The organism is Longitalea arenae (assembly GCF_016924755.1).
GTDB lineage: Bacteria > Bacteroidota > Bacteroidia > Chitinophagales > Chitinophagaceae > Niastella > Niastella arenae.
In genome coordinates this window covers 1-22,824 of the sequence record NZ_JAFFJX010000019.1, presented here as the reverse complement: position 1 = coordinate 22,824, position 22,824 = coordinate 1, and the positions used below count along the sequence as shown (strand labels likewise).

General features: G+C 46.6%; 23 protein-coding genes and 1 tRNA gene. 11 read left to right on the top strand and 13 right to left on the bottom strand.

Going from position 1 to position 22,824, the window contains the following annotated elements; all coding sequences use genetic code 11:
* The first annotated feature begins 57 nt into the window (after positions 1 to 57).
* The 6 genes from JT717_RS24745 to JT717_RS24720 all read left to right on the top strand — a co-directional run bounded on the left by JT717_RS24745 (position 58) and on the right by JT717_RS24720 (position 6,541).
* Positions 58 to 1,056 carry a PorP/SprF family type IX secretion system membrane protein gene (locus JT717_RS24745; protein WP_205513733.1) on the top strand — a complete coding sequence of 333 codons (999 nt, stop codon included), beginning with the start codon at positions 58 to 60 and terminating at the stop codon, positions 1,054 to 1,056.
* A 155-nt stretch (positions 1,057 to 1,211) separates the two neighbouring features.
* Positions 1,212 to 3,227 (top strand): OmpA family protein, encoded by a 2,016-nt coding sequence (locus tag JT717_RS24740; protein WP_205513732.1) that lies wholly within the window; start codon positions 1,212 to 1,214, stop codon positions 3,225 to 3,227.
* A 28-nt stretch (positions 3,228 to 3,255) separates the two neighbouring features.
* Complete coding sequence (locus JT717_RS24735; RefSeq protein WP_205513731.1) at positions 3,256 to 4,272, top strand: PorP/SprF family type IX secretion system membrane protein; 1,017 nt, start codon at positions 3,256 to 3,258, stop codon at positions 4,270 to 4,272.
* A gap of 58 nt (positions 4,273 to 4,330) precedes the next feature.
* Positions 4,331 to 4,909, top strand: coding sequence for a collagen-like triple helix repeat-containing protein (locus JT717_RS24730; RefSeq protein WP_205513730.1), 579 nt, complete (start codon positions 4,331 to 4,333; stop codon positions 4,907 to 4,909).
* A gap of 376 nt (positions 4,910 to 5,285) precedes the next feature.
* Positions 5,286 to 5,858 (top strand): hypothetical protein, encoded by a 573-nt coding sequence (locus JT717_RS24725; RefSeq protein WP_205513729.1) that lies wholly within the window; start codon positions 5,286 to 5,288, stop codon positions 5,856 to 5,858.
* Positions 5,859 to 5,863: 5 nt separating this feature from the next.
* Entirely contained in the window at positions 5,864 to 6,541 is a 678-nt protein-coding gene (locus tag JT717_RS24720; protein WP_205513728.1) for a hypothetical protein, read from the top strand.
* Between the two features lie 201 nt (positions 6,542 to 6,742).
* Here JT717_RS24720 and JT717_RS24715 read toward each other — a convergent pair whose 3' ends face one another.
* The 3 genes from JT717_RS24715 to JT717_RS24705 form a co-directional block, all read right to left on the bottom strand.
* The gene (locus tag JT717_RS24715) at positions 6,743 to 7,186 is read right to left on the bottom strand and encodes a response regulator (protein ID WP_205513727.1); all 444 of its coding nucleotides are present in this window, start codon (positions 7,184 to 7,186) and stop codon (positions 6,743 to 6,745) included.
* Positions 7,187 to 7,323: 137 nt separating this feature from the next.
* Positions 7,324 to 7,623 carry a T9SS type A sorting domain-containing protein gene (locus tag JT717_RS24710; RefSeq protein ID WP_205513726.1) on the bottom strand — a complete coding sequence of 100 codons (300 nt, stop codon included), beginning with the start codon at positions 7,621 to 7,623 and terminating at the stop codon, positions 7,324 to 7,326.
* 235 nt (positions 7,624 to 7,858) lie between these two features.
* Complete coding sequence (locus JT717_RS24705) at positions 7,859 to 8,332, bottom strand: hypothetical protein (RefSeq protein ID WP_205513724.1); 474 nt, start codon at positions 8,330 to 8,332, stop codon at positions 7,859 to 7,861.
* A 109-nt stretch (positions 8,333 to 8,441) separates the two neighbouring features.
* On the opposite strand from JT717_RS24705, the gene JT717_RS24700 reads away from it, so the two are divergent.
* Together JT717_RS24700 and JT717_RS24695 are read left to right on the top strand one after the other, a co-directional pair.
* Entirely contained in the window at positions 8,442 to 9,446 is a 1,005-nt protein-coding gene (locus JT717_RS24700; protein WP_205513723.1) for a helix-turn-helix transcriptional regulator, read from the top strand.
* An 83-nt stretch (positions 9,447 to 9,529) separates the two neighbouring features.
* Positions 9,530 to 9,874 carry a DUF488 domain-containing protein gene (locus JT717_RS24695; RefSeq protein WP_205513722.1) on the top strand — a complete coding sequence of 115 codons (345 nt, stop codon included), beginning with the start codon at positions 9,530 to 9,532 and terminating at the stop codon, positions 9,872 to 9,874.
* A gap of 95 nt (positions 9,875 to 9,969) precedes the next feature.
* Here JT717_RS24695 and JT717_RS24690 read toward each other — a convergent pair whose 3' ends face one another.
* The 6 genes from JT717_RS24690 to JT717_RS24665 form a co-directional block, all read right to left on the bottom strand.
* The gene (locus JT717_RS24690; protein WP_205513721.1) at positions 9,970 to 10,884 is read right to left on the bottom strand and encodes a hypothetical protein; all 915 of its coding nucleotides are present in this window, start codon (positions 10,882 to 10,884) and stop codon (positions 9,970 to 9,972) included.
* Positions 10,885 to 11,079: 195 nt separating this feature from the next.
* The gene (locus tag JT717_RS24685; protein ID WP_205513720.1) at positions 11,080 to 12,327 is read right to left on the bottom strand and encodes an RNA polymerase sigma factor; all 1,248 of its coding nucleotides are present in this window, start codon (positions 12,325 to 12,327) and stop codon (positions 11,080 to 11,082) included.
* A gap of 61 nt (positions 12,328 to 12,388) precedes the next feature.
* Entirely contained in the window at positions 12,389 to 12,727 is a 339-nt protein-coding gene (locus tag JT717_RS24680) for a YciI family protein (protein WP_205513719.1), read from the bottom strand.
* A gap of 100 nt (positions 12,728 to 12,827) precedes the next feature.
* Entirely contained in the window at positions 12,828 to 13,304 is a 477-nt protein-coding gene (locus JT717_RS24675; RefSeq protein ID WP_205513718.1) for a carboxymuconolactone decarboxylase family protein, read from the bottom strand.
* Between the two features lie 187 nt (positions 13,305 to 13,491).
* Positions 13,492 to 13,707 carry a hypothetical protein gene (locus JT717_RS24670; protein WP_205513717.1) on the bottom strand — a complete coding sequence of 72 codons (216 nt, stop codon included), beginning with the start codon at positions 13,705 to 13,707 and terminating at the stop codon, positions 13,492 to 13,494.
* Positions 13,708 to 13,781: 74 nt separating this feature from the next.
* A complete protein-coding gene (locus tag JT717_RS24665) occupies positions 13,782 to 14,261 on the bottom strand; it encodes a GNAT family N-acetyltransferase (RefSeq protein ID WP_205513716.1) in 480 nt (159 codons plus the stop codon).
* Between the two features lie 256 nt (positions 14,262 to 14,517).
* On the opposite strand from JT717_RS24665, the gene JT717_RS24660 reads away from it, so the two are divergent.
* Positions 14,518 to 15,468: a nitrilase family protein gene (locus tag JT717_RS24660; RefSeq protein WP_205513715.1), complete on the top strand. Its 951-nt coding sequence runs from the start codon at positions 14,518 to 14,520 to the stop codon at positions 15,466 to 15,468.
* Between the two features lie 6 nt (positions 15,469 to 15,474).
* Here JT717_RS24660 and JT717_RS24655 read toward each other — a convergent pair whose 3' ends face one another.
* Together JT717_RS24655 and JT717_RS24650 are read right to left on the bottom strand one after the other, a co-directional pair.
* A complete protein-coding gene (locus JT717_RS24655; protein WP_205513714.1) occupies positions 15,475 to 16,485 on the bottom strand; it encodes a hypothetical protein in 1,011 nt (336 codons plus the stop codon).
* 10 nt (positions 16,486 to 16,495) lie between these two features.
* Positions 16,496 to 19,135 (bottom strand): S8 family serine peptidase, encoded by a 2,640-nt coding sequence (locus tag JT717_RS24650; protein ID WP_205513713.1) that lies wholly within the window; start codon positions 19,133 to 19,135, stop codon positions 16,496 to 16,498.
* Between the two features lie 310 nt (positions 19,136 to 19,445).
* On the opposite strand from JT717_RS24650, the gene JT717_RS24645 reads away from it, so the two are divergent.
* Positions 19,446 to 20,876 (top strand): alpha/beta fold hydrolase, encoded by a 1,431-nt coding sequence (locus JT717_RS24645; protein WP_205513712.1) that lies wholly within the window; start codon positions 19,446 to 19,448, stop codon positions 20,874 to 20,876.
* A gap of 12 nt (positions 20,877 to 20,888) precedes the next feature.
* Here the strand turns inward: JT717_RS24645 and JT717_RS24640 are convergent, their stop codons facing one another.
* Entirely contained in the window at positions 20,889 to 21,461 is a 573-nt protein-coding gene (locus JT717_RS24640) for an AAA family ATPase (RefSeq protein ID WP_205513711.1), read from the bottom strand.
* 291 nt (positions 21,462 to 21,752) lie between these two features.
* On the opposite strand from JT717_RS24640, the gene JT717_RS24635 reads away from it, so the two are divergent.
* Positions 21,753 to 21,837 (top strand) — tRNA-Ser (locus JT717_RS24635).
* A 133-nt stretch (positions 21,838 to 21,970) separates the two neighbouring features.
* Here the strand turns inward: JT717_RS24635 and JT717_RS24630 are convergent.
* The coding region (locus tag JT717_RS24630; protein ID WP_205513710.1) for an ISAon1 family transposase at positions 21,971 to 22,824 on the bottom strand (854 nt) is incomplete at its 5' end.

Genomic DNA, 22,824 nt, shown 5'->3' with positions numbered 1-22,824 from the left:
GTTGGCCGGTGCTCCATTCGTAAAAGATAATATTGATCATAAACAAAACTGTATGCAATGAGAAAAAGTATTATTCTGTTAATCGCGGTTTGTTTAGGCGCGCACTTCGTGAAAGCACAGGTGGATCCGCATTTTTCGCAATATTACGTTTATCCCGCCTGGCTCAATCCGGCGCTTACCGGCGCTTTTGACGGCGATTACCGCATTTCCGGTATCTACCGGTCGCAATGGGGAAATATCAGCAGTCCGTTCACAACGCCCGGTATTGCAGTTGATTTCACGACTAATAAAAATTCCAATTTCGGCGCCAATGTATTGAACCAAACTGCCGGTGACGGAGGGTACAATTATCTCACCGCTTATGGCAGCTACGCCTATAATGGCGTACGTTTCGGCCCACAGGAATATCATCGCGTGGTAATGGGTTTGCAGATCGGCGTTATACAGCGGCGGTTCAACCGGTCTAAACTTTCCTTTGGCGACCAGTGGAACCCGATCACCGGTTACAACCCGGGCGCTACTTCAGCCGAATCGTTCAGCAGAACATCATCCACCTCTTTTGATGCAGCTGCCGGCATCCTTTATTACGACGCAGAGCCGGGAAAGAAACTGAATCTGTTTGGCGGTTTTTCCGCAGCGCACCTCACGCGTCCGGATGATCATTTCAGTGCTGGGGGTAATGCCCGCCTGCCGATGCGGTTTACCGCACATGCTGGCGTACGTATAACCTTATCTGATGTACTTAGTTTAACCCCGAATATTTTATACCTGAAGCAGGGCACGGCTACCGAAAAAATGGCGGGGGCATATGCCCGCTTGATTGCAGCGCCCGGAACGGATCTGATGCTGGGTGCGAACTACCGCTTTAAAGATGCTTTATCACCTTATGTAGGGTTTGCCCATAAAAATATAGTGCTGGGAGTGAGTTATGATGTGAATACCTCCGACCTGGGGAAAATGGCCAATGGGTCGAACAGCTTTGAGATCTCATTATCCTTTATTGGAAGAAGATCAGTTAAAACACCAGAAGTAGAGTTCGTCTGTCCGCGCTTATAGTCATAGGTACACCAATGTCCTGGAAACCTGGCGGTTGGTGTCTACCAACCGCTTCCTTAAAAAAACAATGCCCTGATAATAAATACACACACACACACACACACACGATTGCTGCCTATGAAAAACCATGGTTTTGTGAACATTAAACTTAACACATGAAGAAGATCTTTGCCACCGGCATTATCGGTTGCTGTATGTTGGCAGCCAAAGCCCAGTTTACATATGATTACTTGCGGGCTGCAGATAATTATTATAAAAAAGCCGATTATTTTTCCGCAGCCCGCTATTATGAGAAATACCTGGGTGTAGCCGACCATAAATTAAAAAAGGAAGAATATAGTCCGTATACCGTGCCCTCCTCCGCCGTTAAAAAGAACAAAACGCCGCTGAGCAGCCGCCAGCAGGCGCTGTATCGCATAGCAGAAAGTTACCGCCTGTTGCACGATCATGCGAAAGCAGCCACCTATTATGGAAAAACACTGGAAGCCGGCGGCGGCGAATTTCCGCTGGCCCGGTATTACTATGCCGTGGAGCTGCGGGCGCTGGCGAGTTATGAGCAGGCGGAAAAGGAATTGAACCTTTTTCTTGATGAACATACAGCCGAAGATCAATACACGGAATCAGCGAAGAAAGAACTGATGAGCCTGCGCTTCATTCAAACCCAGTTAAAAAAGAAAGACCTGAAACTCTACCAGGTGCAGAAAGCCGGTACGCCCCTCAATACGGAAGGCGCTAATTATGCACCGGTATGGTTGAACAAAAATACTTTATTGTTCACTTCTACCCGGGCAGATAGTTTGGCGGGTAAGCACCAATCACATGTAAACCGGGTATACACAGCAGCTGTGACGGAAGGAATTGCCGGCGACATAAAAGCCCTGCCTTTGCCCCAGGCTGGCAGCATGCACCAGGGGGTGGTGAGTGTAACACCCGATGGTAATACCCTCTTCCTGACCCGGTGGATGATCACGGGCGGAAAAAAAGTTTCGGGCATCTACAGCAGCCGCAAAACCGGCAATGGCTGGAGCGAACCGGTATTGCTCGACAGCATCATCAATACCCCTGGTTATAGTGCGCAACAACCATTTGTAATGCCCGATGGCAAACACTTGTTGTATGCCAGCGATAAACCCGGCGGCGCCGGTGGCTTTGATCTCTGGTTGGCGGAACTGGATGAAAACGGTAAACCCGTTAAAACCGTCAATCTGGGTGAGCAGATCAACTCTGCAGCCGATGAACAGGCGCCTTATTATCATCTGCCTTCAGCTACGCTTGTCTTCTCGGGCAACGGCCGCATTGGCATGGGAGGATTCGATTTCTTTTACAGCAAAGGGGCAATAGATAAATGGCAAACACCTGTCAACTTCGGCTACCCGGTCAATTCAGTCAGGGACGATATCTATCTGGTAAGCAGGGGCGGTGCGCGGAATATACTGGAAGATGTATGGTTAAGCTCTGACCGCGAAGCTGCCTGCTGCCTGGAACTCTTTTATTTAAAAAAGATCCAGCCGAAAAAACTGGTGAGCGGCACGGTGGTATCCTGTGAAGATAAAATGCCGCTGGCCGGGGTCACAGTCAGGATTATAGATACTATCCAGCACAAAACAGTGCATACGCAAACAACCGCCGGCGATGGTAGCTATTCCTTTACGCTCGACGAGTTTCAACCTTTAAAAGCAGAGGCTTCTGTGAGCGGGTACAGCAATGGTTCTTTGCCCTTTTATACACCAGGCGATGAAGAAGCGCAATTACTGATCAACCCTGCCATTTGCCTGGTCAAAGATGTGCCGCCGATGGAAAAAGCGGTGGTCCTTGACAATGTGTATTATGATTTTGACAAAGCAAGCCTCAAAGCAGGTGCGCAAACATCGCTGGATAAACTGGCCGCCCTGTTACATGCCCACCCTGAAATTACCATCGAGCTCAGCGCGCATACCGATAATAAAGGTAGTGAAGCGTATAACCAACGCCTGTCAGAGGCCCGGGCCCGCGCCTGTGTGGCTTACCTCATCAGCAAAGGCATTGATAAGAACCGTCTGCGGGCAAAAGGATATGGTTCTGCCCGGCCCATTGCGCCGAATGCGAATGAAGATGGCAGCGATAATCCGGAAGGAAGGCAGTTGAATAGAAGGACGGAGTTTAAGGTCGTGGAAAGGGCTGGTGGCGAGTAGTAAGTAGCTGATCAAAAAAACGTAACACATGAAAAAGCTTATAACATGCTGTTGGGTGATTGCCTGCCTGCACGCCCAGTCACAACAGAAACCGCATTACACGCAATATATTCTCAACCAATATATCGTTAACCCGGCGCTGACGGGCATTGAGAACTATACCGATATAAAGGTCAGTCACCGGCATCAATGGGCGGGGCTGCAGGATGCGCCTGTAACCTCGTATGTAACATTACATACGCCTATCAATAAAACGGATTACCGCACTACGCCTACCTCTTTTGATATGCCGGGCGAAAACCCGCGCGGACAACGGTACTGGGAAGAATATACTGCTGCAGCGCCGCATCATGGCGTGGGGTTGCAGGTGATCAATGACCGCACCGGCCCCCTGAATTATTTTTCTGCTTATGGCACTTATGCGTATCATTTAGGCATAAGCGCCCGAACGAGCCTGGCCGCAGGTTTTGGCGCGGGAATTACCAGTGTCGGCTTAAATACCAATAAACTCGATTTTGGAACGGTGCAGGTAGATCCGGCGGTTTACAATAATGGCATGATCAATACCCTGAAGCCCGATTTTATGGCAGGTTTGTACCTCTATTCGGCTGATTATTTTATCGGCTTCTCTGCCCAGCAGATCATTCCACAGAAACTAAGCTTTGCCGATAATGCGGTTACAACCAGTAATGGAAAAACGATCCCTCATTTGTTTGCTACAGCAGGCTACCGGTTTCTGCTGGGCGAAGAATTTAACCTGATCCCCTCAGTAATGGTGAAATATGTAAACCCCCTGCCCACGCAGCTCGATATCAACGCCAAGCTTCAATATAGAGATGTGGCCTGGTTTGGCGCAGGTTACCGGCAAGATGACGGCTTTGCCGGGATGCTGGGGGTGAACATTGGCCACAGATTCAACATCGGCTATTCTTATGACTATACCACATCGGGGTTGAATATCGTAAGCAAAGGATCCCATGAGATCATGGTGGGTTTCCTGCTCGGTAATAAATACGACGATGGCTGTCCGCGTAACGTATGGTGAACGCAAAACTTTGATCCGCAGTTTTTTTCATCACAAACATCAAAATAAAAACAAGAACATGAAACGCACAAACCAATGGAGCCTGCACCATTTCTTTTATTACATGCTGGCTGTAGCCTTAACGATTAGCGCCTGTAAAAAAGGAGATACGGGGCCGCAGGGTGAAAAAGGCGACAAAGGCGATAAAGGTGACACCGGCCAAACCGGCCAGCCAGGTAGTAAAGGGGATCCCGGAACCGCCAATGTACAGTACTCTGCCTGGCTCGACCTGGCTTTTACCCTTGACCAGGGCAGCAATGTGTATTTTACGCAGATCAATGAACCGAAAGTCACCGATGAGCTGTTGTCGAACGGTGAAATAAAAGTATATGTAAACCTGGGTACGCCGGCTAATAAAGTAATAACCGCATTGCCATACCGCTCAGGCAATGCCGTGATCACGCCTTTTTTCGCCACAGGTATTATTGAACTGAATGCGAATGGTAATGCGTCTACATTTACTGATCCGGCAAATGGCAATAAGTTCCTGCAATACCGGTATATCCTTGTTCCCGGCGGTACACATGTTCGCATGAACAAACAGATCGACTGGAATAATTACGAAGAAGTGAAAGCTCATTTAGGCCTGAAAGATTAAAGATATTGAACGGTGTCAGGGTCCTGGACCCTGGCACGGTATGAAAAACTAAGGTAACACGTAACGGCATTTAAGCTGGTATGGGCAGTGCTTTTTCTCGTGCGTTACGTTTGGGCCCCGGCGATATCGCCGGGGTTTTCCTTTTAACGGGATATCCGGGCAGGGTATAGGTATTTATATTTAAAGTTGCTACAACCTTTATGGCTTTTATCTGTAGCCGCTACTCCTGCTCGTTATTGATGTAACCGGACAACCTGGCTGCTTACAAATAAAATAACCGTAGCATATAGTCAGGTTGTTGCGGTGACAATATCCATTTTGGATACCGGTCTGGGCATATGATGTGTGCGGTCTGTTTATCTGAAAATACCTGTTTATGAACTCTCTTTTTAAAAGGATCAATATCTTCCTGAAGGTTAATGAAAAAACCATTGATACTTACTTTAATGCCAATGATCCGGCGCCGGTGTACAAACGCCAGCTCAGCCTGGAGTTCGAGGAATACCTCATGAACCATGCGCCCAGTATCAAGAGATATTCATCTGTTACTTATAAATTAACCTGCGTAAACGAATCAGATAAAGTTTTTACCGAGCCCCTCGTGCATGCCATTCGACGCCATTTTTCGCTGAAGAAATCTATTCGCGAAGCCGAGTTTAAAAAGTTCAAGCGGCGTAACTGGATGCTGCTGGTGCTCAGTTTGATCGTGGTCATGTTGTTCCAGGGCTTAATGCCGCTGATCTTTAATGTGGAGCATCGCATCCATTCTGCCTTCAGCAATGCGCTCGATGTGTTCAGCTGGGTAATACTTTGGAAGCCTATTGAAAAACTCATTTTTTACTGGAATCCCTTTCTCAAAGAGATCTCCATTTTTGATAAACTGATCACTGCACCAATTATAATCGTAAGCGGGCAGGATGAGTGGAAACCGGTTGGAAATGTAGCATGATAAAAATGGCTTTTATATCATTCCTCGGATTGCTGCTGATGAAGGTTTCGGCTTTTGGTCAATCAGAAATAAACCTTGAGCAATATCATGTGGTTAGTCCGGGACAACCCGGCCTGTATATGCCGCTAATGCAATATCAGCATGCGAGGAACTGGTATGCCGAAGCGCGGTATAACTATGAAGATGCAGAAACCTTCTCGCTTTACCTGGGTAAAGCGTTTACCGGGGGCAATGCGCTGAACTATTCTTTCATACCCATGTTCGGTGGGTCGCTGGGACGGTTCAAAGGCCTGTCAACCGGTTTGAACATCGATATGGAATACGACAAGTTCTTTTTTTCTTCCCAATCACAGTACTCTGTACCAACCGATGGATACGAGCAATATTTCCTGTACAGTTGGTCTGAGCTGGGGTACCAGGGTTTACGATGGTTATATGCCGGCGTATCGGTTCAACATACCCATGACCGTGCTGCAGGGAATGTATGGCAGCCGGGCATGATGATGGGATTCAGCTTCAAACGTTTTACCATTCCCGTATATACTTTCGAGCCGTTTACCAGTAACAGGAATTTTATTGTTGGTGTAACCATGACCTGGAAGCACCATAAAAAGAAACAAGCTTATCCCGTTGTAAAAAGCGATGCAGCGGCGCTAAACAGCACTGGCTTGAACAAGCGGTAATGATAGTGGTATAATTAACCGAAAGCTGATATGTTAAATATATTATAGGACAGGTAACTATAGGACAGGAGGGCCACCCCGCTTTTGCGGGGTGGCATTTTTATGGGATGCAGTGATTGAGAAGGACGTAACTATATACAAAAAAAACGCCCCTTAGAGGGGCGTTTACATGAGCATATAGTATTGGTTCGTGAGTAACGTTTATATTCCCAAACCTGCCTTCACTTTTTCGAAAAGCGACTTTTTGCCTTGTTTCTGGCGGGGGTTATAGTATTGTTCAACCCGTTTCATGATGCTGGCCATTTTATCGGGGCTGAAAGAGGTTTTAACCACATAGTCCAGCGCGCCATATTGCAGGGCTTCCCGGGCCACCTGGCTGTTTTCCTGTCCGGAAATAATGTACACCATGATATGGGAGTCGAATGCCTTGATCTGTTTTAGCACTTCAATGCCGTTTTTGCCTTCCATATTATAATCCATAAATATAAGCGCAGGCTGTTCTTTGATCTCACCCAGACATTCGTCGCCGGCGTTATATGAAGTAATGTTGGTATACCCCAGGTTACGCAGGAACTGTTCATACAGGGACAGGCAAAAAATATCATCATCCACTATATAGATCTTCATGTCAGGATAATTGGCCATGGTTATAATATTTGATATATGACAAAACGCGGTAGGGACGGGCGTATTGCCGTTTATGCAAGTGGAAAAACAAAACTAATACTTGTACCCGCCGGCTGATAGGGGTTTGTGCTTACCGGCCCTAACCGGACTTCCGGTCAATCAATGACGATCGGTTGTACATAGTGATTGTCGCCATAACGGATGGCTACTTTATAGATGCCTCTGGGAATATACCAGGGAAGCTGCACCGTATGGGTGGAGTGGAAATCGGTATGGTTGAGGAAGTGTTTATAAACCTGCTCGCCATTGAGGGAATACAGGTGAACGGTGAAAACGCATTCGTCTATGTTGTAGAGTTGTAGCCAGAATTTTTTCTGGGTGACCAGGTTAGGGTAGACAGTAATGCGTGGTACGCGTTTTTTCAAACGGTCATCGGTTGTAGGCAAGGTGCTCATAGGAGATTTAGGATAATGCTATTTGTTGTGCGCGATGAAGTTAATACTTATCCAGATTGGTAACAAGCGTATACATACGCTGTTTTTGCACAAATAACGAACCTGCCTGCCTGTTATATTAAATAAAAATTAGAATGTTATTAGTTGTTGGCGGCGAAACGCCGGTATTTACCATACAATATGGTTTATTTACTGAAGCCATTGCATAATTCACTGGTCAGGGCCGATCTATTAATTATTTTATAATACGAACCTGCCAGCCGGCAATGTTTTTCTTTGCCAGGTATTGCTGGAAACGCGAGATCAATGTTGTGCCACCTGATAAATAGAAAGTGGCATTTTGCCAGGCCAGCCAGCAATTGGGATGCATATCTTCCATCCATTGGATCGCATTCAATGCAGGTTCCTGCGGCATTTCCGGAACACTGTCTACCAGCAGTTTTAACATCGACAGCACAGCTTCATACTCGGGATGTAATTCCAAAATACCGAAGTATTCATGATCGTTCTGCAGGGCAATTGTTTTTAATGCATTGAAAAGTTCCACACTGCTTTCATCGCCTACAAAGAAATGGTGTGTTGCCTGTTTGTTATACAACTGTTTTGACGTTATGTAATGTAGTAGCTCATTTTCTTCTGTAACCGGCACATCGCTGTTCATGGCTGCTTCCGGCTCGGCATTATTGATTGGCCTGGAAATATCAAACATGCTATTCTATTTTGTTTACGGAACAGATAATTTACCTTTACAAAAGTAGAAAGGGGATTCCTGCGCTTTTTTATACGATACGGATAAATATTTACATCAAACGGATTTTATGGGTGTACATGTATTTGACGAATTGGGGCGAGAATATTATGTAGGCGATGTGTTTTCGAATGAAATGGTAGAACAGCCGCTGGTCACAGAAAGACGTGAGGTGTATACCTTTCCTATCGGCAATGCGGAGATGGTACAGCTGGCTTTCTCTGGTATATACATCGTGTATGGAGATATGCTGCTGAACAAGACCCAGCGGTTGCGGTATGAAATAACCGGCGAAATAGATATGGTGGAAATGCATTTTACCCTGCAGGGCAATGGCCAGATGATGAACCTGGCATCCGGAAAAGAGCATCACTTTAAAGCCAATCAACACAATCTTCATTATACCCCTTTGTTCAGCGGGATCGGCCAATACGGCGGCGTTCTCAATAAGTATAAATTCTTCGAGGTGCATTTTACCAAACGTTTTTTCTTTGAACTGGCAAAAGAAAGCTGCCCCTCGCTGATGCATTTTGCCGAAATGATCGCCAGTGGTGAGGAAATTGATCTCAGCCGGGAGAACATGCCTATTTCCTTTGCCATGCACCAATGTATAAATGATATTATGAATGCCAACTTTACCGGAAGGTTAAAGTTGCTGTACCTGCAATCGAAATGTATTGAGCTGCTCACCCTGCAATCGCAGATGTATGAAGATGCCATCCGGTCGGCACCGGCCGCTTCCTGTATCATAAAACCGGGGCATGATACCGATAGTATCTATTTTGCCCGGGAATACCTGATGCAGCATGCTGCGCAGCCTCCTTCCTTAAGCGAGCTGGCTAAAATTGCCGGGATCAATGAATTCAAACTGAAGCAGGGATTTAAAGCCTTGTTCAATAATACCGTGTTTGGGTATCTTACCGATTATAAACTCAACCAGGCCAGGGAACTGATCGTGGGTGATATTCCTATTAAAGAGGTGGCTGACAGGCTGGGTTATTCTTCCGTACAACATTTCAACAGCGCCTTCCGTAAAAAGTTTGGTATGCCGCCGGGAAAGGTGAGGAAGAAATAAGCAATGTGATAATGTGATAATGTGATAATTTGATAATGTGATAATGAAATTCACGTCAACTGGTTAAATTTTAACTGTCCAGCATGTCCATCACTATAAAAAGAATATACGAACCGGTAGGAGCTAAAGATGGTTACCGCGTCCTTGTGGATCGTTTATGGCCACGGGGTATCAGCAAAGAGGAAGCCCATGTAGATACCTGGTTAAAAGAGGTGGCGCCGTCTACCGAACTGCGGAAATGGTTTCATAACGGAGAAGGCAGCTTTGCTGAATTTAAAAAGAAATACCTGGCTGAATTGAAGCAAAATCCCGCCCTGCAAGACTTAAGATCATTGTATAAAGAACATAAAAAACTGACCTTGCTCTATGCGGCCAAAGATGAAGAGCAGAACCATGCGCAGATCCTGGCTGAATTATTAGGTTCTTGAAATTTAATTATTCAGTTGTTCAGTTAATAACTTACAAACTCATGAACTCAATAATTAAGGAACTTAAGAACTCAATAATTTAGGAACTGAATAACTTAAGAACTCAATAACTTTTGTAACCTCCAGATCTGAATATACGGAAAGCAATTGCCGGCACAGCAATCACCTGGTTTTTGGTTCACCCGGCCACAATCGCACCAGAATTGCTGGTTGGCCATCAGCATGTAATTGTCGAGCCCCCTTGCCATTCCTTTAACGATCTTCACCGGTCCATTCGCCTGCATGACCTCCCAACCATATTTGCCGGGGACTTCCTCCAGCTTATTGTTTACAAAAAAGCGCCAGGGATGTTTGTGCGTTTGATCGGCCCAATAAGCCCTTAATTCAGCGGTATTGCGGTGATCGAGCGTCAAAAGCGCTGCATGATAGCCATCGCATACCGAGACCAGGAAAACGCTGAAGCCGCGTTCTTTGCCTACCCGTGCAAGCAGGGTATTCCATAAACTTTTTTCCATGGCTACAGGCTGCAGTCCACGCGAAACAGGGTCGGCCTTGGTAATAGGAACCCATTCACCTTTGCGGATGGCCAAAAAGCGTACGGTATCATAACTGCGGATATAGTAACTATCCCGAAGCCTTTTGGCCAGCGCAGTAATATCATTGTTATGAAAATTACCATTTAATACGGCCCTGCGGCTGTATAAACTATCAGGTATGCTCGATTCACCAAAGAGGAGATAGTCTAACCCCGCCCGCACGGTATTGATACATTTATGGCGAAAGCCGGGCCGCCAGTTCGAATCTTTGGGTTGCTCTTTTAAGGAAGCATTGGCGATAAAGAATTGTTTGATGCGTTCAACGTCTTCTGCAGAAAATAAAGGCGTTCTTCGGTTTGGATCTTTTATGGGGGAGGCCGGCTTTATATTGCCAGGGCTGTTTCCGGGCGACCAGATGGCGCCGGAAAGAACAGCTACTATAACAGGCAACAAAACCAGTGTTTGTAATTTCATAAGGTTATTTGGGTTTGGCAGGTATAGCAATCCTATAACGCTGCTGGCAGCAGGATTCATGCAGCTCCGGCTATAATTTTTTTAACTGCTACATGAAACCATTCACTGGCCGGCCATTTACAATTTATAGTTGGAAACAGCCCCGCGAAATTAATAACCTGCAACCGTTGTGCAATCGCATTACTGCAGGTATTTTTATAAAAGGCTATCGATCTTCGCCCGGATACCCTGTTTCTCCTTTTGTGTTTTGGCCAGGGCATACGCCTCCTGATAGTTCGATATAGCCTGCTTGTTGTCGAGGTCGCGGTACAATTCACCCAGGAGCAGATAATAAAAATGATTCTTATTGGCGGGCAGTTGCAGGGCTTCCTGCAGGGCCAGTTCTTTGCCCCGGGCTTTATACAATGCGAAGATGCGGTTCAGGGCTACTACAGGTGAGTAATTGATCAGCAGCAGCTGATCGTACAGGTGCAGGATGTTTTGCCATTTTTCGGCACTGTCTTCCTTTATACAATGCCAGTAAGCGATGCCAGCTTCCAGGTGGTAAGAGCTTATTTCATCGCCCTGGGCGGAGCTATTGAGGAACTGAATGCCCTGGTTGATCAGGGCGGTATCCCACAGGTCGGTGTCTTGCTGTTCGTATAAGATCAGCGTATCGTCGTTGCTTTCGCGGGCGTTAAAGCGTGAAGCATGAAAACTCATGAGGGCCAGCAGGGCATTTGTCCTGGGCCGGTTGGTGCGTTCATATTCTATCAGCATACCGCCCAGGCGCATGGCTTCCAGGCAGAGGTCTTTGCGCAGAATAGTGTTTTCGGTTTGGGAATAATAGCCTTCGCTGAAAAGCAGGTAAATGATGTGCAGTACATTGTCGAGCCGGTTGTCCAGTTCCCGGTCGCTGAGTGTATTGTCGATCGGAATTAACTGTACTTTTTCATGGCGCAGTTTTTCCTTGGCCCTGAAAAGCCGTTTATTGATGGTTTCTTTATTGGTTAAAAATGCTTCGGCGATCTCATCGATGCCAAAACCGCAAAGGATGCGTAAGGCCAGGCCGATCTGCGCTTCACTGGCAATGGCGGGATTGCAAATGGCGAAGAGCATTTGCAGCTGACTGTCTTTAATATTCTGTTGGGAAAAATTCACCGGATCTGGTTCTGCATTTATGGGTTGCTGCGCTTTTATTTCAGGAACTACTTTTTGTTCGTAGATCTTATGCCGCCTGAAATGATACAAAGTTTTCTGTTTGGCAACGGCATATAACCAGGCAGCGGGATTGGGAGGCAGGCCATTCATGCCCCAGGTTTCCGAGGCCACCAGGAAGGTTTCACTCACGATATCTTCTGCCAGCTCGATATGTTCCAGACCAAACTGTTTACTGATTACCGCCACCATTTTGGCAAACTCCTGCTGGAACAAATGCTTTAATGATTCCTGTTCTTTTTCCATAGAAGATTAATAATTCAACCGTGCCACGGTTCAACACCGGGCACGGTTACGGCCTAATGTCTTATTGATATATTGGGCGCACTTCAACACTGCCATCGGCATCGAGGGCCGGACAACCATGCGCCAGCGTGAGTGCTTCTTCCATATTCTCTGCCTTAACGGTCATGAAGCTGCCCAGGCGTTCCCTGATCTCTACGAAGGGACCATCGGTTATTACACCGCCTGGTTTCAACACTTTCCCTTCGGTTGCAAGCCGTAAGCCGGTAGCGCCTAATTTTCCCTGTGCGGCAATACCGCCTACCCAGTCCTGCCATTTTTTGGTAAGCGCCTGCATTTCTTTGGGCGAAACATTGCTGTAATCGTAACTGGGCTGACGAAAGATGAACATGAATTCTTTCATAACATTTGTTTTTATAGCACGCTGTAAGCGCGACAAGTTAGTGTAAAATGGTGAATGGTGAATGGTCAATGGTGAATGGTGAATGGTCAATGGTGAATGGTCATTGGTGATTCGCAAACATGCCCGGTGTATACATGCCTACAGCGGCCGGGTTGGGGAAGGCAATGTTTACCCGGTTGTAACTGTTGATGGCGATCACCGCAAAGGTGAGGTCGATCAATTCTTCTTCCGAGAATTGTTGAAGCGTTTGCTCATAAATGGCTTCGTCTATATGGCTGCCATTTAAACGGGTCAATGCTTCTGCCCAGGCCAGGGCGGCGCGTTCCCGTTCACTGTAAAAAGGCGCTTCCCGCCATGCATCGAGTACAAAAAGCCGTTGGGGATTCTCTCCTTCGGCCAGCAGGTCTTTCGAGTGCATATCGAGACAGAATGCGCAACCATTGATCTGTGATACGCGGAAATAAAGCAGGTGTAATAAGGATTGTTCTACCGGTGATTTGCCCAGGTAAGCACCAAGGCTGTTCAATGCTTTCAATGCCCGTTGTCCTTTCTCCATTACATTGATCGGCTGTTTCATTTCGTTCGATTTTATCATTATTAATGTTTGTTTATACTTTAATAATGACCGGGACGAACGGGATTGGACAAGTACCTGCAGTTTTTTTTAAATTTTTTCCTGGCCCTTATCTTTCAGCCTTTTGTAGAATGCAAATGACCGGCTGCCTGTTTTCCGTGCAGCCGGTCATTGTAGTATTTAATGATCTTTATCTGTCCAGTTCCTCGTTGATGGAAAAGGAGACCACCATTTGGTCGGCTTCCAGCCGGGCAAAATCTGCCTTTTTTACAGCCGCCGTAAAAGTTGATTCCGTTATCTGGTGGCGAACGATCAACCACTCAGGAACATAGCCGGGCACGTCCACATTAATTGTAAGGGTTACTTCCCGGTTTTCATCGCCGCCTGGTTTATTTTGATTGTCCATATCTAATGTACCATAAATATAGTGCCACGCGTGCCCGTACTGCTATATTTCTTTTAGCTGTAACCGGTAAGGGCCTACAAGGTCTTCTCCATAAAAATAGCGCCGGGGACGGGGTTGAACCGGTAGGCTTCAATTTCATAAAAACCGGCTGATCGATATAATTTAATAGCTGCCTGCATGGAAGGAACCGTATCGAGGCGAATGGAACGATAGCCTAATGCTTTGGCAGCGCTTACTGCCTGCTGTAATAATTGCTGACCGAGCTGGCGTCCCCGGTAACGCGGATCCACAAACATTCTTTTCAGTTCAGCGACGGTTGCATCAATTTTGCGCACCCCGGCACAGGCAATGGCTTTGTCGCCATCATACACCAGCAACAGCACACCCTTAGGGTCATTGTATTCTGTGGCGATCTCTGCCAGTTCCCGGTCAAGGTCCTGGAAGTTGAGTTCAAAATCGAGCGACTGAACATATTGCAGGAATAATTGTTTTCCATTTTCAAAATCCCGGATGGTAGCTGCTTTCTTCAGAATAAGTTCCTGGCTCCTGGTCATCGTTTATGTTTTCTAATGCAAAGATATAATGAACAGGGAAGCAGGAACAGGAGCAGACTGCGAAGAATAGAGTGGATCAGATGAAAGGACCCCATCATTGAATGGTGAATGCATAGTGAATAAATACAATGTCACAGCTGGTATCTGATTTTATGTTTCCATTATATCAAATCAGCAGTGCTGCAACAACCGTTAATACAGAATTAATTATATTGCTTTGACGTAAGACAAGTTAGTGCGTTAAATATAAACTGATATGCAACCTATAAAGATCGCTACCGCCCAGTTCGAACACCACAGTAATGATAAAGCGTATAACCTTCGTATAATCCGTGAATTGGCCGCCCAGGCAAGATCACAGGGCGCCAAGGTGATCGCCTTTCATGAATGTTCCATAACGGGATATACCTTTGCCCGGCATTTGAACAAAGCGGAATTGACGGCAGTTGCGGAATTAATCCCTGAAGGAGAAAGTATCCAGGCGCTTACTCAGATAGCCGCCGAACTCGATATGGTGATCCTCGCCGGCCTGTTTGAAAAAACAGCTGACGGCAAATTGTACAAGGCATATGTATGTGTCGATGCATCCGGATTGGTGGCTAAATACCGGAAATTGCATCCTTTCATTAATCCCCACCTTACGCCTGGTGATTCCTATGTGGTGTTCGATCTCTTCGGCTGGAAGTGCGGCATCCTGATCTGCTACGATAATAATATTATTGAAAATGTAAGGGCTACCACTTTATTGGGCGCCGATATCATATTCATGCCCCATGTTACCATGTGCACGCCTTCGCCCCGGCCGGGCGCAGGTTTTGTTGACCCGGCGCTGTGGTTTAAAAGGGAAGAAGATCCTACTTCGCTGCGCGCTGAATTCGATGGACTGAAAGGCCGGAGCTGGTTGATGAAATGGTTGCCCGCGCGTGCTTACGACAATGGCGTATATGTCGTTTTTTCAAATCCGATCGGGATGGATGACGATCAATTGAAAAATGGCTGTTCCATGATCCTGGATCCTTTTGGCGATGTGATCGCTGAATGCCGGGCTTTGGGCAACGATCTTGGTATCGCTACGCTCACCCCGGAGAAATTGAAACAGGCCGGTGCATACCGGTATAAAAATGCGCGGCGTCCGGAATTATACGGCGATATTATCGCTGCAGCACATAGTTCTGTTCAAAAAGTAGCCTGGCTGAAGGAGCAGTGATCTTTTTCAGGCGGTGATGTTATTCACCTGCTGTAACATCTCGCCGATGGTAATGCCCGATTCCCTGCTTTTGATCAGGCTCTTTACTGCATTGTCGTTTAAATTCTTTTCGGTATTGATCAGCGCATCGAATACACTGCCTGAACTAAATCCGGGCAGGGCTTCAGCCGCCTGGTCAAACAATTGGGCGGCCTCTTTATCCTTTTTCCCGCCATTGGCAATTTGTTCCGCCGTAAGCAGGGCCGTCTTCAATAATTGCAATTTATCGTGCTCGATTTTATCGGCATTCCTGGCTATATATTCTACCACTTCATGCACGTAGTTAGAGGTTAACGCATCGCGGGTAAGCGGATGCTGGCCGATGATGGACGATTTTTTCTTTTTGTCGGCCGGCGCTTCTATTTCTATATAGGCAATGTCGAAATTTTGATCATCTGCTTCCTTTATAGATTCAAGGGTGTCGAACTCTTTAAAAATTAGTTCTTGGTTGATAGCCTGCACTAAGACTTTTGCATTGTCATAAGCATCCCGGTAGGTGCCGGGTTGACCGATCTGGCTGAATAACAAAGTAGCAAACCGTTCGGCCACAAAACAGTTTATCTCTTTTTTGCAGGAGATCAGGACAATAGGCGCTGCTGTGTTTTGCCTTCCTGCAATGATCTCGCGGGCGAGCGTAAAGGTTTCGCAGGCATTGAAGAAGACCAGTTTGGCGTTTTTGAGATTAATATTTACCAGGTCAGCCATTTGCTTTGACTCCAGCTTGTGATTGTCTGTAAGCTGCAGGCATCCATTCTTCCCATGTCCGGAAAAATAAAAGATGTCGATGCGCCGGCCATACTTTTGAAAATTCAGAACAAGGCGCTGTATATCGAAGATCTCATCCTTGATGTAATAAAGTTTGTCGCTGAATACCAGCTCCTGCAAAAGATCAGAGATCTTCATGGCTTCTTCAGACAAATTTGGAATTGTATTCTCCATGCTATTGCAAAAAGCGGTATAAAAAGTTGGCTTTGCCATGGTGGTTAATTTATTGAAGTAATGCTTTGAGGGTAGCGGAAGCATAGGGCGAAACTTTGATCGCATTTTTGAATTTAGCCATGGCCGCCGGCCTGCCGAAATAATCCTGGTCGGCGCCATCGAGGTCGAGCGTGTCGAGATAATCAAACAAGGCCGGGTCTTTATACATCACCTGCATGATCTCTACCGACATCATTTCCTGCAGTCGTTCGTCATCAGCCTGCACTTCCGAAGCCATACCATCTTTGGTAGGCATTGTGCGGAACCATTGCGAAACAAATTTGCCGATGCCCAGGAAACTTACCGATGCTTCTTCGGCGGGTTCCAGCGCAAGCGCAAAGATCTCGTCGGAGATGTCGAGGGCCGCACTGGCTTTCAGGGAACCATTGCCGTAATACTTTTTATAACCCGGATACTCGATGCCGCCGCTGCGGAACAATGCCTGTCGTACCGCTTCAGCCTGCTTCCAGGTGCCCCTGTATTTTTTATCGATCAGTTGCTGACGGTTATATAAGATCCACAAGGCTGCTGCCGCTGCAATTTGCGGGGTTGCTGATGAAGTGCCGCCGCCGGTTCGCGAGAAACGGTATTTATGATCAGGATTGTTATTAGCCCATGCCAGGTTGGGCGTATAAGCGGCCAGCGCTGTTTGCATCGCCCGTTCCGGTCCCCAGTTGCCCTGCATGGTATCACCGCCTTCAGAACGCAGTTTCATTTCTTCTTCATTGGCGGCAAAATCGTAGGGCTTTTCATTGTAACATACACCGCAGGCAGCAATGACCCGGTCGAACCGCGCAGGATACATGACGGCTTTGGGCGTTAGCTTGCTGATGCCTCTTGTCCAGTTATTACCAGCCGCGGTAACCATCACTACCCCTGCTTCATAGGCTTTGTTCACTGCCTGGGCTACGCGCCGGGTAGGGTAACCAGCCATGGACATGGTGATCACTTCACAGCCCATTTCCACGGCGTATTCAATGCCTCGTGCCACATCATTTGCATTGAAGGCATTGTACACTGTATCGCATATGCGAATGGGAACTATTTTGGCAAAAGGGATGCCGCCGAAAAATCCTTCATACCCGGCATAGGAATCTGTTTTCCGGATATAATTACCTGCCAGTATGGCCAGTGTGGCTGAACCATGTCCATCCTGTTCCAATGGTTTTATCCGGTTGCGCAGAAGATCCGTTCCTTTATTACCCGCTTCTCCGTTCACAAAGCTCGTTCCTGCATCGGCCAAAATGAATTTTGGCGTAGCGGGGTGGGAGGGAATATAACCTGTATCAATATGGGCTATCCGGATCATGTTGTCAGGTACATTGTCGAGATCGTGTGATAATTTGAGTTCCTTCTTTACCCGCTCTGCTGCCTGGCGAAGTTGCGAGTGCTGATCATCGAGGTGCCAGATAAATTCATCGATGCCCAGGTTATTAGGCGGTTTGGGCCAGCCCGGCATATAACTATTTTCCCCAAAAGATTTTGACAGCGGTGTTTCTTTGAGGTATTTGCTTTTTATATCCGGCTCTACAAAGACTGCCGGGTGCGCTGCTTTCAGTTCAAAATATTCTTTATAGGCACTATCCCAGGCAGGCGATGATCCATCGCGGGCTTTTGTCAGATAGATGGGAGCTGCCGCCGCTTCATCGCGTTTGATGTTCGAGGCAGGTTCGTAACCTGCTTTAACGGTGGCCTGGCTATTGCCGAAGTCAACGATGATATTTTCTGCGGCGATGGGCTCAGCCGTATGGTGCGCGGGGTCAAAAAAGCTGAACTGGCTATTCGTTTTGCCGGTCTGTAATATCCTTTCTTTGAGGAAGAGGTTGGCGCCCGAACCGTAGGCTTTGATGGTGGGGTGTTGTATTTTCGGGATGAGTTGCAGGATCTTTTCATGCCAGTCTTCATAACTGGCGATCTCTTTATTCGTCATAAGTACCTTTCTCAGGGTGCTCGTGAACAAACCAAAGCCATCCCATTCGCAGGCTTTTTCTTCGTCGCGGCAGGCAGCCATTAAGAGGATACTGGCAGGTATATCTTCTTTTACGACCCGCGGCCGGTGGGTGGCTGCATAATATTCTTCTTTATGTTTTTGTGCAGTGGGAAAAGTGATCTCTTTAGGCGCGAAACGCTGAACCAGTTTCATTTTATTATAGATCTCAGCCATTAACCCTTCCACTTCGGCGTCTTTTTGTGAGTCGATGACCTTCACGGCAGATTCGCTATGGCAGCTATCCGCAATTACCAGGATGCGAACCCCTTTTGCAAATTGGCTGAAATGTTCCCATAATTCATCATCAACGAACTGCCGGTCATAGAGGCACCAGGTTTCATCTACCTCATCCGGTTCGTCCAGGTTCAGATCCCTGATCTGTCCGCCATGCCCGGAATAGGTGATCAGCAGGAAATCGCCGCTTTTTAAAGTTTCCTGGTAGTGTACAAGGTATTTTTTGAGGTTGGCCGAGCTGGGCATTTCTGAATTGGGACTACCGGAGGATAATAATAGTTTACGATCGGTGATGCCGGCTTTTTCTGCCATTTCACTATAAAAAAGCGCATCATTTTCGCAGCAGTAGAGTTGGCCGTTCCAGCCTGAATAGTGATTGGGATCTACTTTGTTGAGGCCAATATGAAGGGAGCAGGCGTTAGGCATATGGTATTGTATTAAATGGGTAAATCAATGATTGAAAATCAGGGTAGGCTTGCTTGCGAACAGCGGGATTTTAACTATCGAGATTACAAAGATTTCAGGGGATAAAAACAGGTGTTTTTCACGTATTTTTCGTTGTTTGTACCTAACAGGATACCACGGGCTGGTTCGGGATTGAGAATGTTTAATCGACGGTTCACGATAAAAAGAATATCCACGAAAATGTACAGGGTTTTCAGGAACAATGATAAGCGGTATGGCGTAGATGCTGAATTAAGCGATATTGTAGCATTCAGTTGCTCAAATTGCTCATATGAAGTATAGCTTAATTTTTTTTTTATTACTCCTGCGCTTCGAGATGTTAATGGCCCAGGGATATCTGCCGAAAATAGAACCCTGCCAGTGTTTTATAAAAGTGGATACAGCACTGATCTCCCAATGCGGTTATTTAGTAGTTCCTGAGAACCGGCAGCAACCGGCGGGCAGAACCGTAAAGCTGCCATTTGTTTATTTGCGAAAGAATGTTTCCGACTCAAATATAATACTCTATACTACGGGCGGACCCGGGTATAGCACCATTGCTAATTTTACGGAGATCACGGCAAGATCAGACTTCTTTCAATTTGGCGGTTTCATCATCTTTGATCAGCGAGGTTCAAAGAAATCAATTCCCTGCCTCGACTGTCCGGAAGTCATCGCTGCCAATATCAGGGCCTATAAACAAAACCTGCGGAAAGACAGTGTGCAATTAGCGGCTGTTCGGCAATGCAGGGAAAGGCTGGCAGCAAAGGGGATCGATCTTTCCGCCTATAATACGATCGAGAGTGCAGCAGATATCAATGACCTGCGCCGGGCTTTACAACTACCCGCACTACATTTATTCGGCATGTCGTACAGTGGCGGGCTGATGCTTACCGTTGCCCGAAACCATCCGGAGACTGTGAAAACGCTTATTCTGAATTCTCCTTTACCGGGTTATACCAATTATGAAGAAGAGGCATTGTTCAATACCAATGAAGCCCTTGACAAGGTCTTTGAAAATTGCGAAGCCGATTCAACAGATAAAAATGTATACGGTAAGCTGCGCGAGCGGTTTCTCCGCTACTTTAGCGGAATTACCGGCAAAACCTTTACGATCAGGTACAGAGAAAAGGACAGTTTACAGGACCTGACAATCAATTATACCAAGAAAGAGCTATTGGATGCTATTCGGAACCGGTTGAACCGGTGGCAGCTAAGCACGGTACCTTTTGTAATGAATGAAATGATCAATGGCCGGCATGAAGTGTATGTAAAAGAGATCCTGGATGGCGTGTTTAAAGGCGATCAGGCATTGTCGCATGGGATGCGGTATTCCATTTATTGTACGGAGCAGATCGCTTATGCGCGTAAGGAGCTGGTAAAACGCCAGGAAGCGATCCTGCCCTGGCTTGCAGGGGCTGCCTTTAACAATGTAGATCATGCGATCTGTGATTGCTGGAAGGTGAAGCCCGAACCTGCGATCGCGAAAACACCTGTTTATTCAAACATTCCCGCAATTATTGCAGCAGGTGATGTAGATCCCTGGTGCAGGCCCTTCTATAACCGGTTAATTAAACGCTACATGCCCAATAGCCAGATCCTGATCGTGCATGATCAGGGGCATCTGCCTTCGTTTTATGTAAATGGAGTAGATTACCTGCAGCAGTTTATGCGCGACCCCTTTAAGAAAATGGTTGCCTCGAAAGGTGTAACAATTGAATGAACGGCGGGTTGATCAGGTTGTTTTTGCGCATTTGTCGTCACCTGTTCGAATACTATGCAGCAGAAATTGAACCCGGTCGGCAACGGGCGCCAGGGGAAGCAGAATGGTCTCATAATTAAGTTTAGTATACAATGCCTGCATGGTATTGAAAGTAGCCATCGCTTCCTCAGGCGATTGTTTTCTTTCCGCGTCCTGGGTATAGATGTCGGGCCAAGGCGGCGCCAGGAAGACCCGGTGGTTATAACGGAATGTATGAGCCGCATTTTCGATATGGGGCGGTACCGGTAATTTATTCAGGAGCAGGAAGCCCATGACGTCGGGAATGCCGCGGTCGAAGAGAACGGGATGCTGCAGTAGCTGCGCTTCACGGTAAGAACGCAGATCCCAGCATAACATGAGGTCCGCAAAGGCGGCAGGATTGCTCCAGGGCAGGGCAGAACCGCCGATGGCCAGTTGATCCTGGATGATGGAGCGGCCGGCTTCCGGCATGCAGGCGATGCCTTGTTTGGCAAGTGCAGCCAAAAGGGATGTTTTACCGGAGCCGGGGCCACCGGAGACGATATACAAGTTATGATTATCAGGCATATAAAAGTTTTTGGCGGCTGTTGGCAGCCGGCAGGTTCTGGACTATAGTTTCTGGATAAAAGCTAAACGAAGGAGGAGCTGTTTTTAGGTAGAAAGAATGGGAGAAGTGCAGGCAGGAGGGGGAGTGATGGGTAGGATCAAAGGTATGAAAAAACACCAGAAAGAACGCACGATCTCCCGCGCGGATATTACTTCAAAATATTGAATTAAAAATGGTTATGTAGAAAAAATATTCGAACTAAATTTTTCTGATTTTTTTGTCAGTTTAATTGCTACCCCTATTTTTGCCCCGGAGAGATGGCAGAGCGGTCGAATGCGGCGGTCTTGAAAACCGTTGACTGTAACAGGTCCGGGGGTTCGAATCCCTCTCTCTCCGCTGGATACCATATCAAATCGTATTAAAGGGTTCATAAAACGCTGGTTTTGTGGACCCTTTTCAATTTTTCACCACAAATCGATTCAAATCGAATCAAACGGGGATCAAGTCAAATTTTTGGGGGATGAGGTAGTTAAGCATAGATTTTCTGGAGTCTGAATAGGAAGAAATTAATGTCCCGAACTCCCCGTGCAGAAGATCTAAAGGCTTTAATTTTTGCATTGAAGGATTCGGCAGAAGCGTTGGTACTTCTGTTATTAAAGTAATTCAATATACTTTCGTAGTGAGTTTCAATGGAGCGGTACACGGTTCTAAAAGATTCAATTCCTGCATCTTCAACCTCATTGAACCATAAGGCCAATCGTTTAAACGCCTGCTCTTTACAGGTGCAGTAACGGAAGATGTCGGCGAGCTTCATATACATATCATAGGCATTCTTTATTGCTGGATAACGATCAAACATCAGGGTTGCCCGCTGCTTCTGAGAAGGCGTCCAACAATCTTTATGCTTGAATAACAGGTAGCGGCTGCGTGCCAGTAATTGTTTGGGAGAATCGCCATTGGGCAATAAGTGAGGTATGTAAGGAATGCCTTGTTTTTTGGCCCGGGCAATTTGCTCATTTTCTTCATCTATAGCCTGCCAGCGGTGTTTGATACGGATTTCCTGAACAGCCTCTGTAGCCAGTTGTTGTACATGGAAACGGTCTACGACCCGGTGTGTATAAGGGAAACAACGTTTTACAATCAGATGCATACCAGCTGCCATATCCAAAGTCACCTCTTGCACCCGTTGTCTCAATCGCTTGTTTATGCGTTGTAATACTTCGATCACCTTGTCTGCCTGGGTGCTTTTGATCATGGCAACAATGGCGCCTTTACGACCTTTGGCTTCTTTATTGGTGACCACGGTGTAGAGTTCATCATTGGACAATGCAGTCTCATCAATACTTAAATGAGTGCCCATATTCTTCTCAAAAAGCATCCATT

Bases quoted from the DNA above. Each gene is read 5' to 3' on its own strand.
- JT717_RS24745 (WP_205513733.1), top strand. From the start codon at position 58: ATGAGAAAAAGTATTATTCTGTTAATCGCGGTTTGTTTAGGCGCGCAC.
- JT717_RS24740 (WP_205513732.1), top strand. From the start codon at position 1,212: ATGAAGAAGATCTTTGCCACCGGCATTATCGGTTGCTGTATGTTGGCA.
- JT717_RS24735 (WP_205513731.1), top strand. From the start codon at position 3,256: ATGAAAAAGCTTATAACATGCTGTTGGGTGATTGCCTGCCTGCACGCC.
- JT717_RS24730 (WP_205513730.1), top strand. From the start codon at position 4,331: ATGAAACGCACAAACCAATGGAGCCTGCACCATTTCTTTTATTACATG.
- JT717_RS24725 (WP_205513729.1), top strand. From the start codon at position 5,286: ATGAACTCTCTTTTTAAAAGGATCAATATCTTCCTGAAGGTTAATGAA.
- JT717_RS24720 (WP_205513728.1), top strand. From the start codon at position 5,864: ATGGCTTTTATATCATTCCTCGGATTGCTGCTGATGAAGGTTTCGGCT.
- JT717_RS24715 (WP_205513727.1), bottom strand. From the start codon at position 7,186: ATGGCCAATTATCCTGACATGAAGATCTATATAGTGGATGATGATATT.
- JT717_RS24710 (WP_205513726.1), bottom strand. From the start codon at position 7,623: ATGAGCACCTTGCCTACAACCGATGACCGTTTGAAAAAACGCGTACCA.
- JT717_RS24705 (WP_205513724.1), bottom strand. From the start codon at position 8,332: ATGTTTGATATTTCCAGGCCAATCAATAATGCCGAGCCGGAAGCAGCC.
- JT717_RS24700 (WP_205513723.1), top strand. From the start codon at position 8,442: ATGGGTGTACATGTATTTGACGAATTGGGGCGAGAATATTATGTAGGC.
- JT717_RS24695 (WP_205513722.1), top strand. From the start codon at position 9,530: ATGTCCATCACTATAAAAAGAATATACGAACCGGTAGGAGCTAAAGAT.
- JT717_RS24690 (WP_205513721.1), bottom strand. From the start codon at position 10,884: ATGAAATTACAAACACTGGTTTTGTTGCCTGTTATAGTAGCTGTTCTT.
- JT717_RS24685 (WP_205513720.1), bottom strand. From the start codon at position 12,327: ATGGAAAAAGAACAGGAATCATTAAAGCATTTGTTCCAGCAGGAGTTT.
- JT717_RS24680 (WP_205513719.1), bottom strand. From the start codon at position 12,727: ATGAAAGAATTCATGTTCATCTTTCGTCAGCCCAGTTACGATTACAGC.
- JT717_RS24675 (WP_205513718.1), bottom strand. From the start codon at position 13,304: ATGAAACAGCCGATCAATGTAATGGAGAAAGGACAACGGGCATTGAAA.
- JT717_RS24670 (WP_205513717.1), bottom strand. From the start codon at position 13,707: ATGGACAATCAAAATAAACCAGGCGGCGATGAAAACCGGGAAGTAACC.
- JT717_RS24665 (WP_205513716.1), bottom strand. From the start codon at position 14,261: ATGACCAGGAGCCAGGAACTTATTCTGAAGAAAGCAGCTACCATCCGG.
- JT717_RS24660 (WP_205513715.1), top strand. From the start codon at position 14,518: ATGCAACCTATAAAGATCGCTACCGCCCAGTTCGAACACCACAGTAAT.
- JT717_RS24655 (WP_205513714.1), bottom strand. From the start codon at position 16,485: ATGGCAAAGCCAACTTTTTATACCGCTTTTTGCAATAGCATGGAGAAT.
- JT717_RS24650 (WP_205513713.1), bottom strand. From the start codon at position 19,135: ATGCCTAACGCCTGCTCCCTTCATATTGGCCTCAACAAAGTAGATCCC.
- JT717_RS24645 (WP_205513712.1), top strand. From the start codon at position 19,446: ATGAAGTATAGCTTAATTTTTTTTTTATTACTCCTGCGCTTCGAGATG.
- JT717_RS24640 (WP_205513711.1), bottom strand. From the start codon at position 21,461: ATGCCTGATAATCATAACTTGTATATCGTCTCCGGTGGCCCCGGCTCC.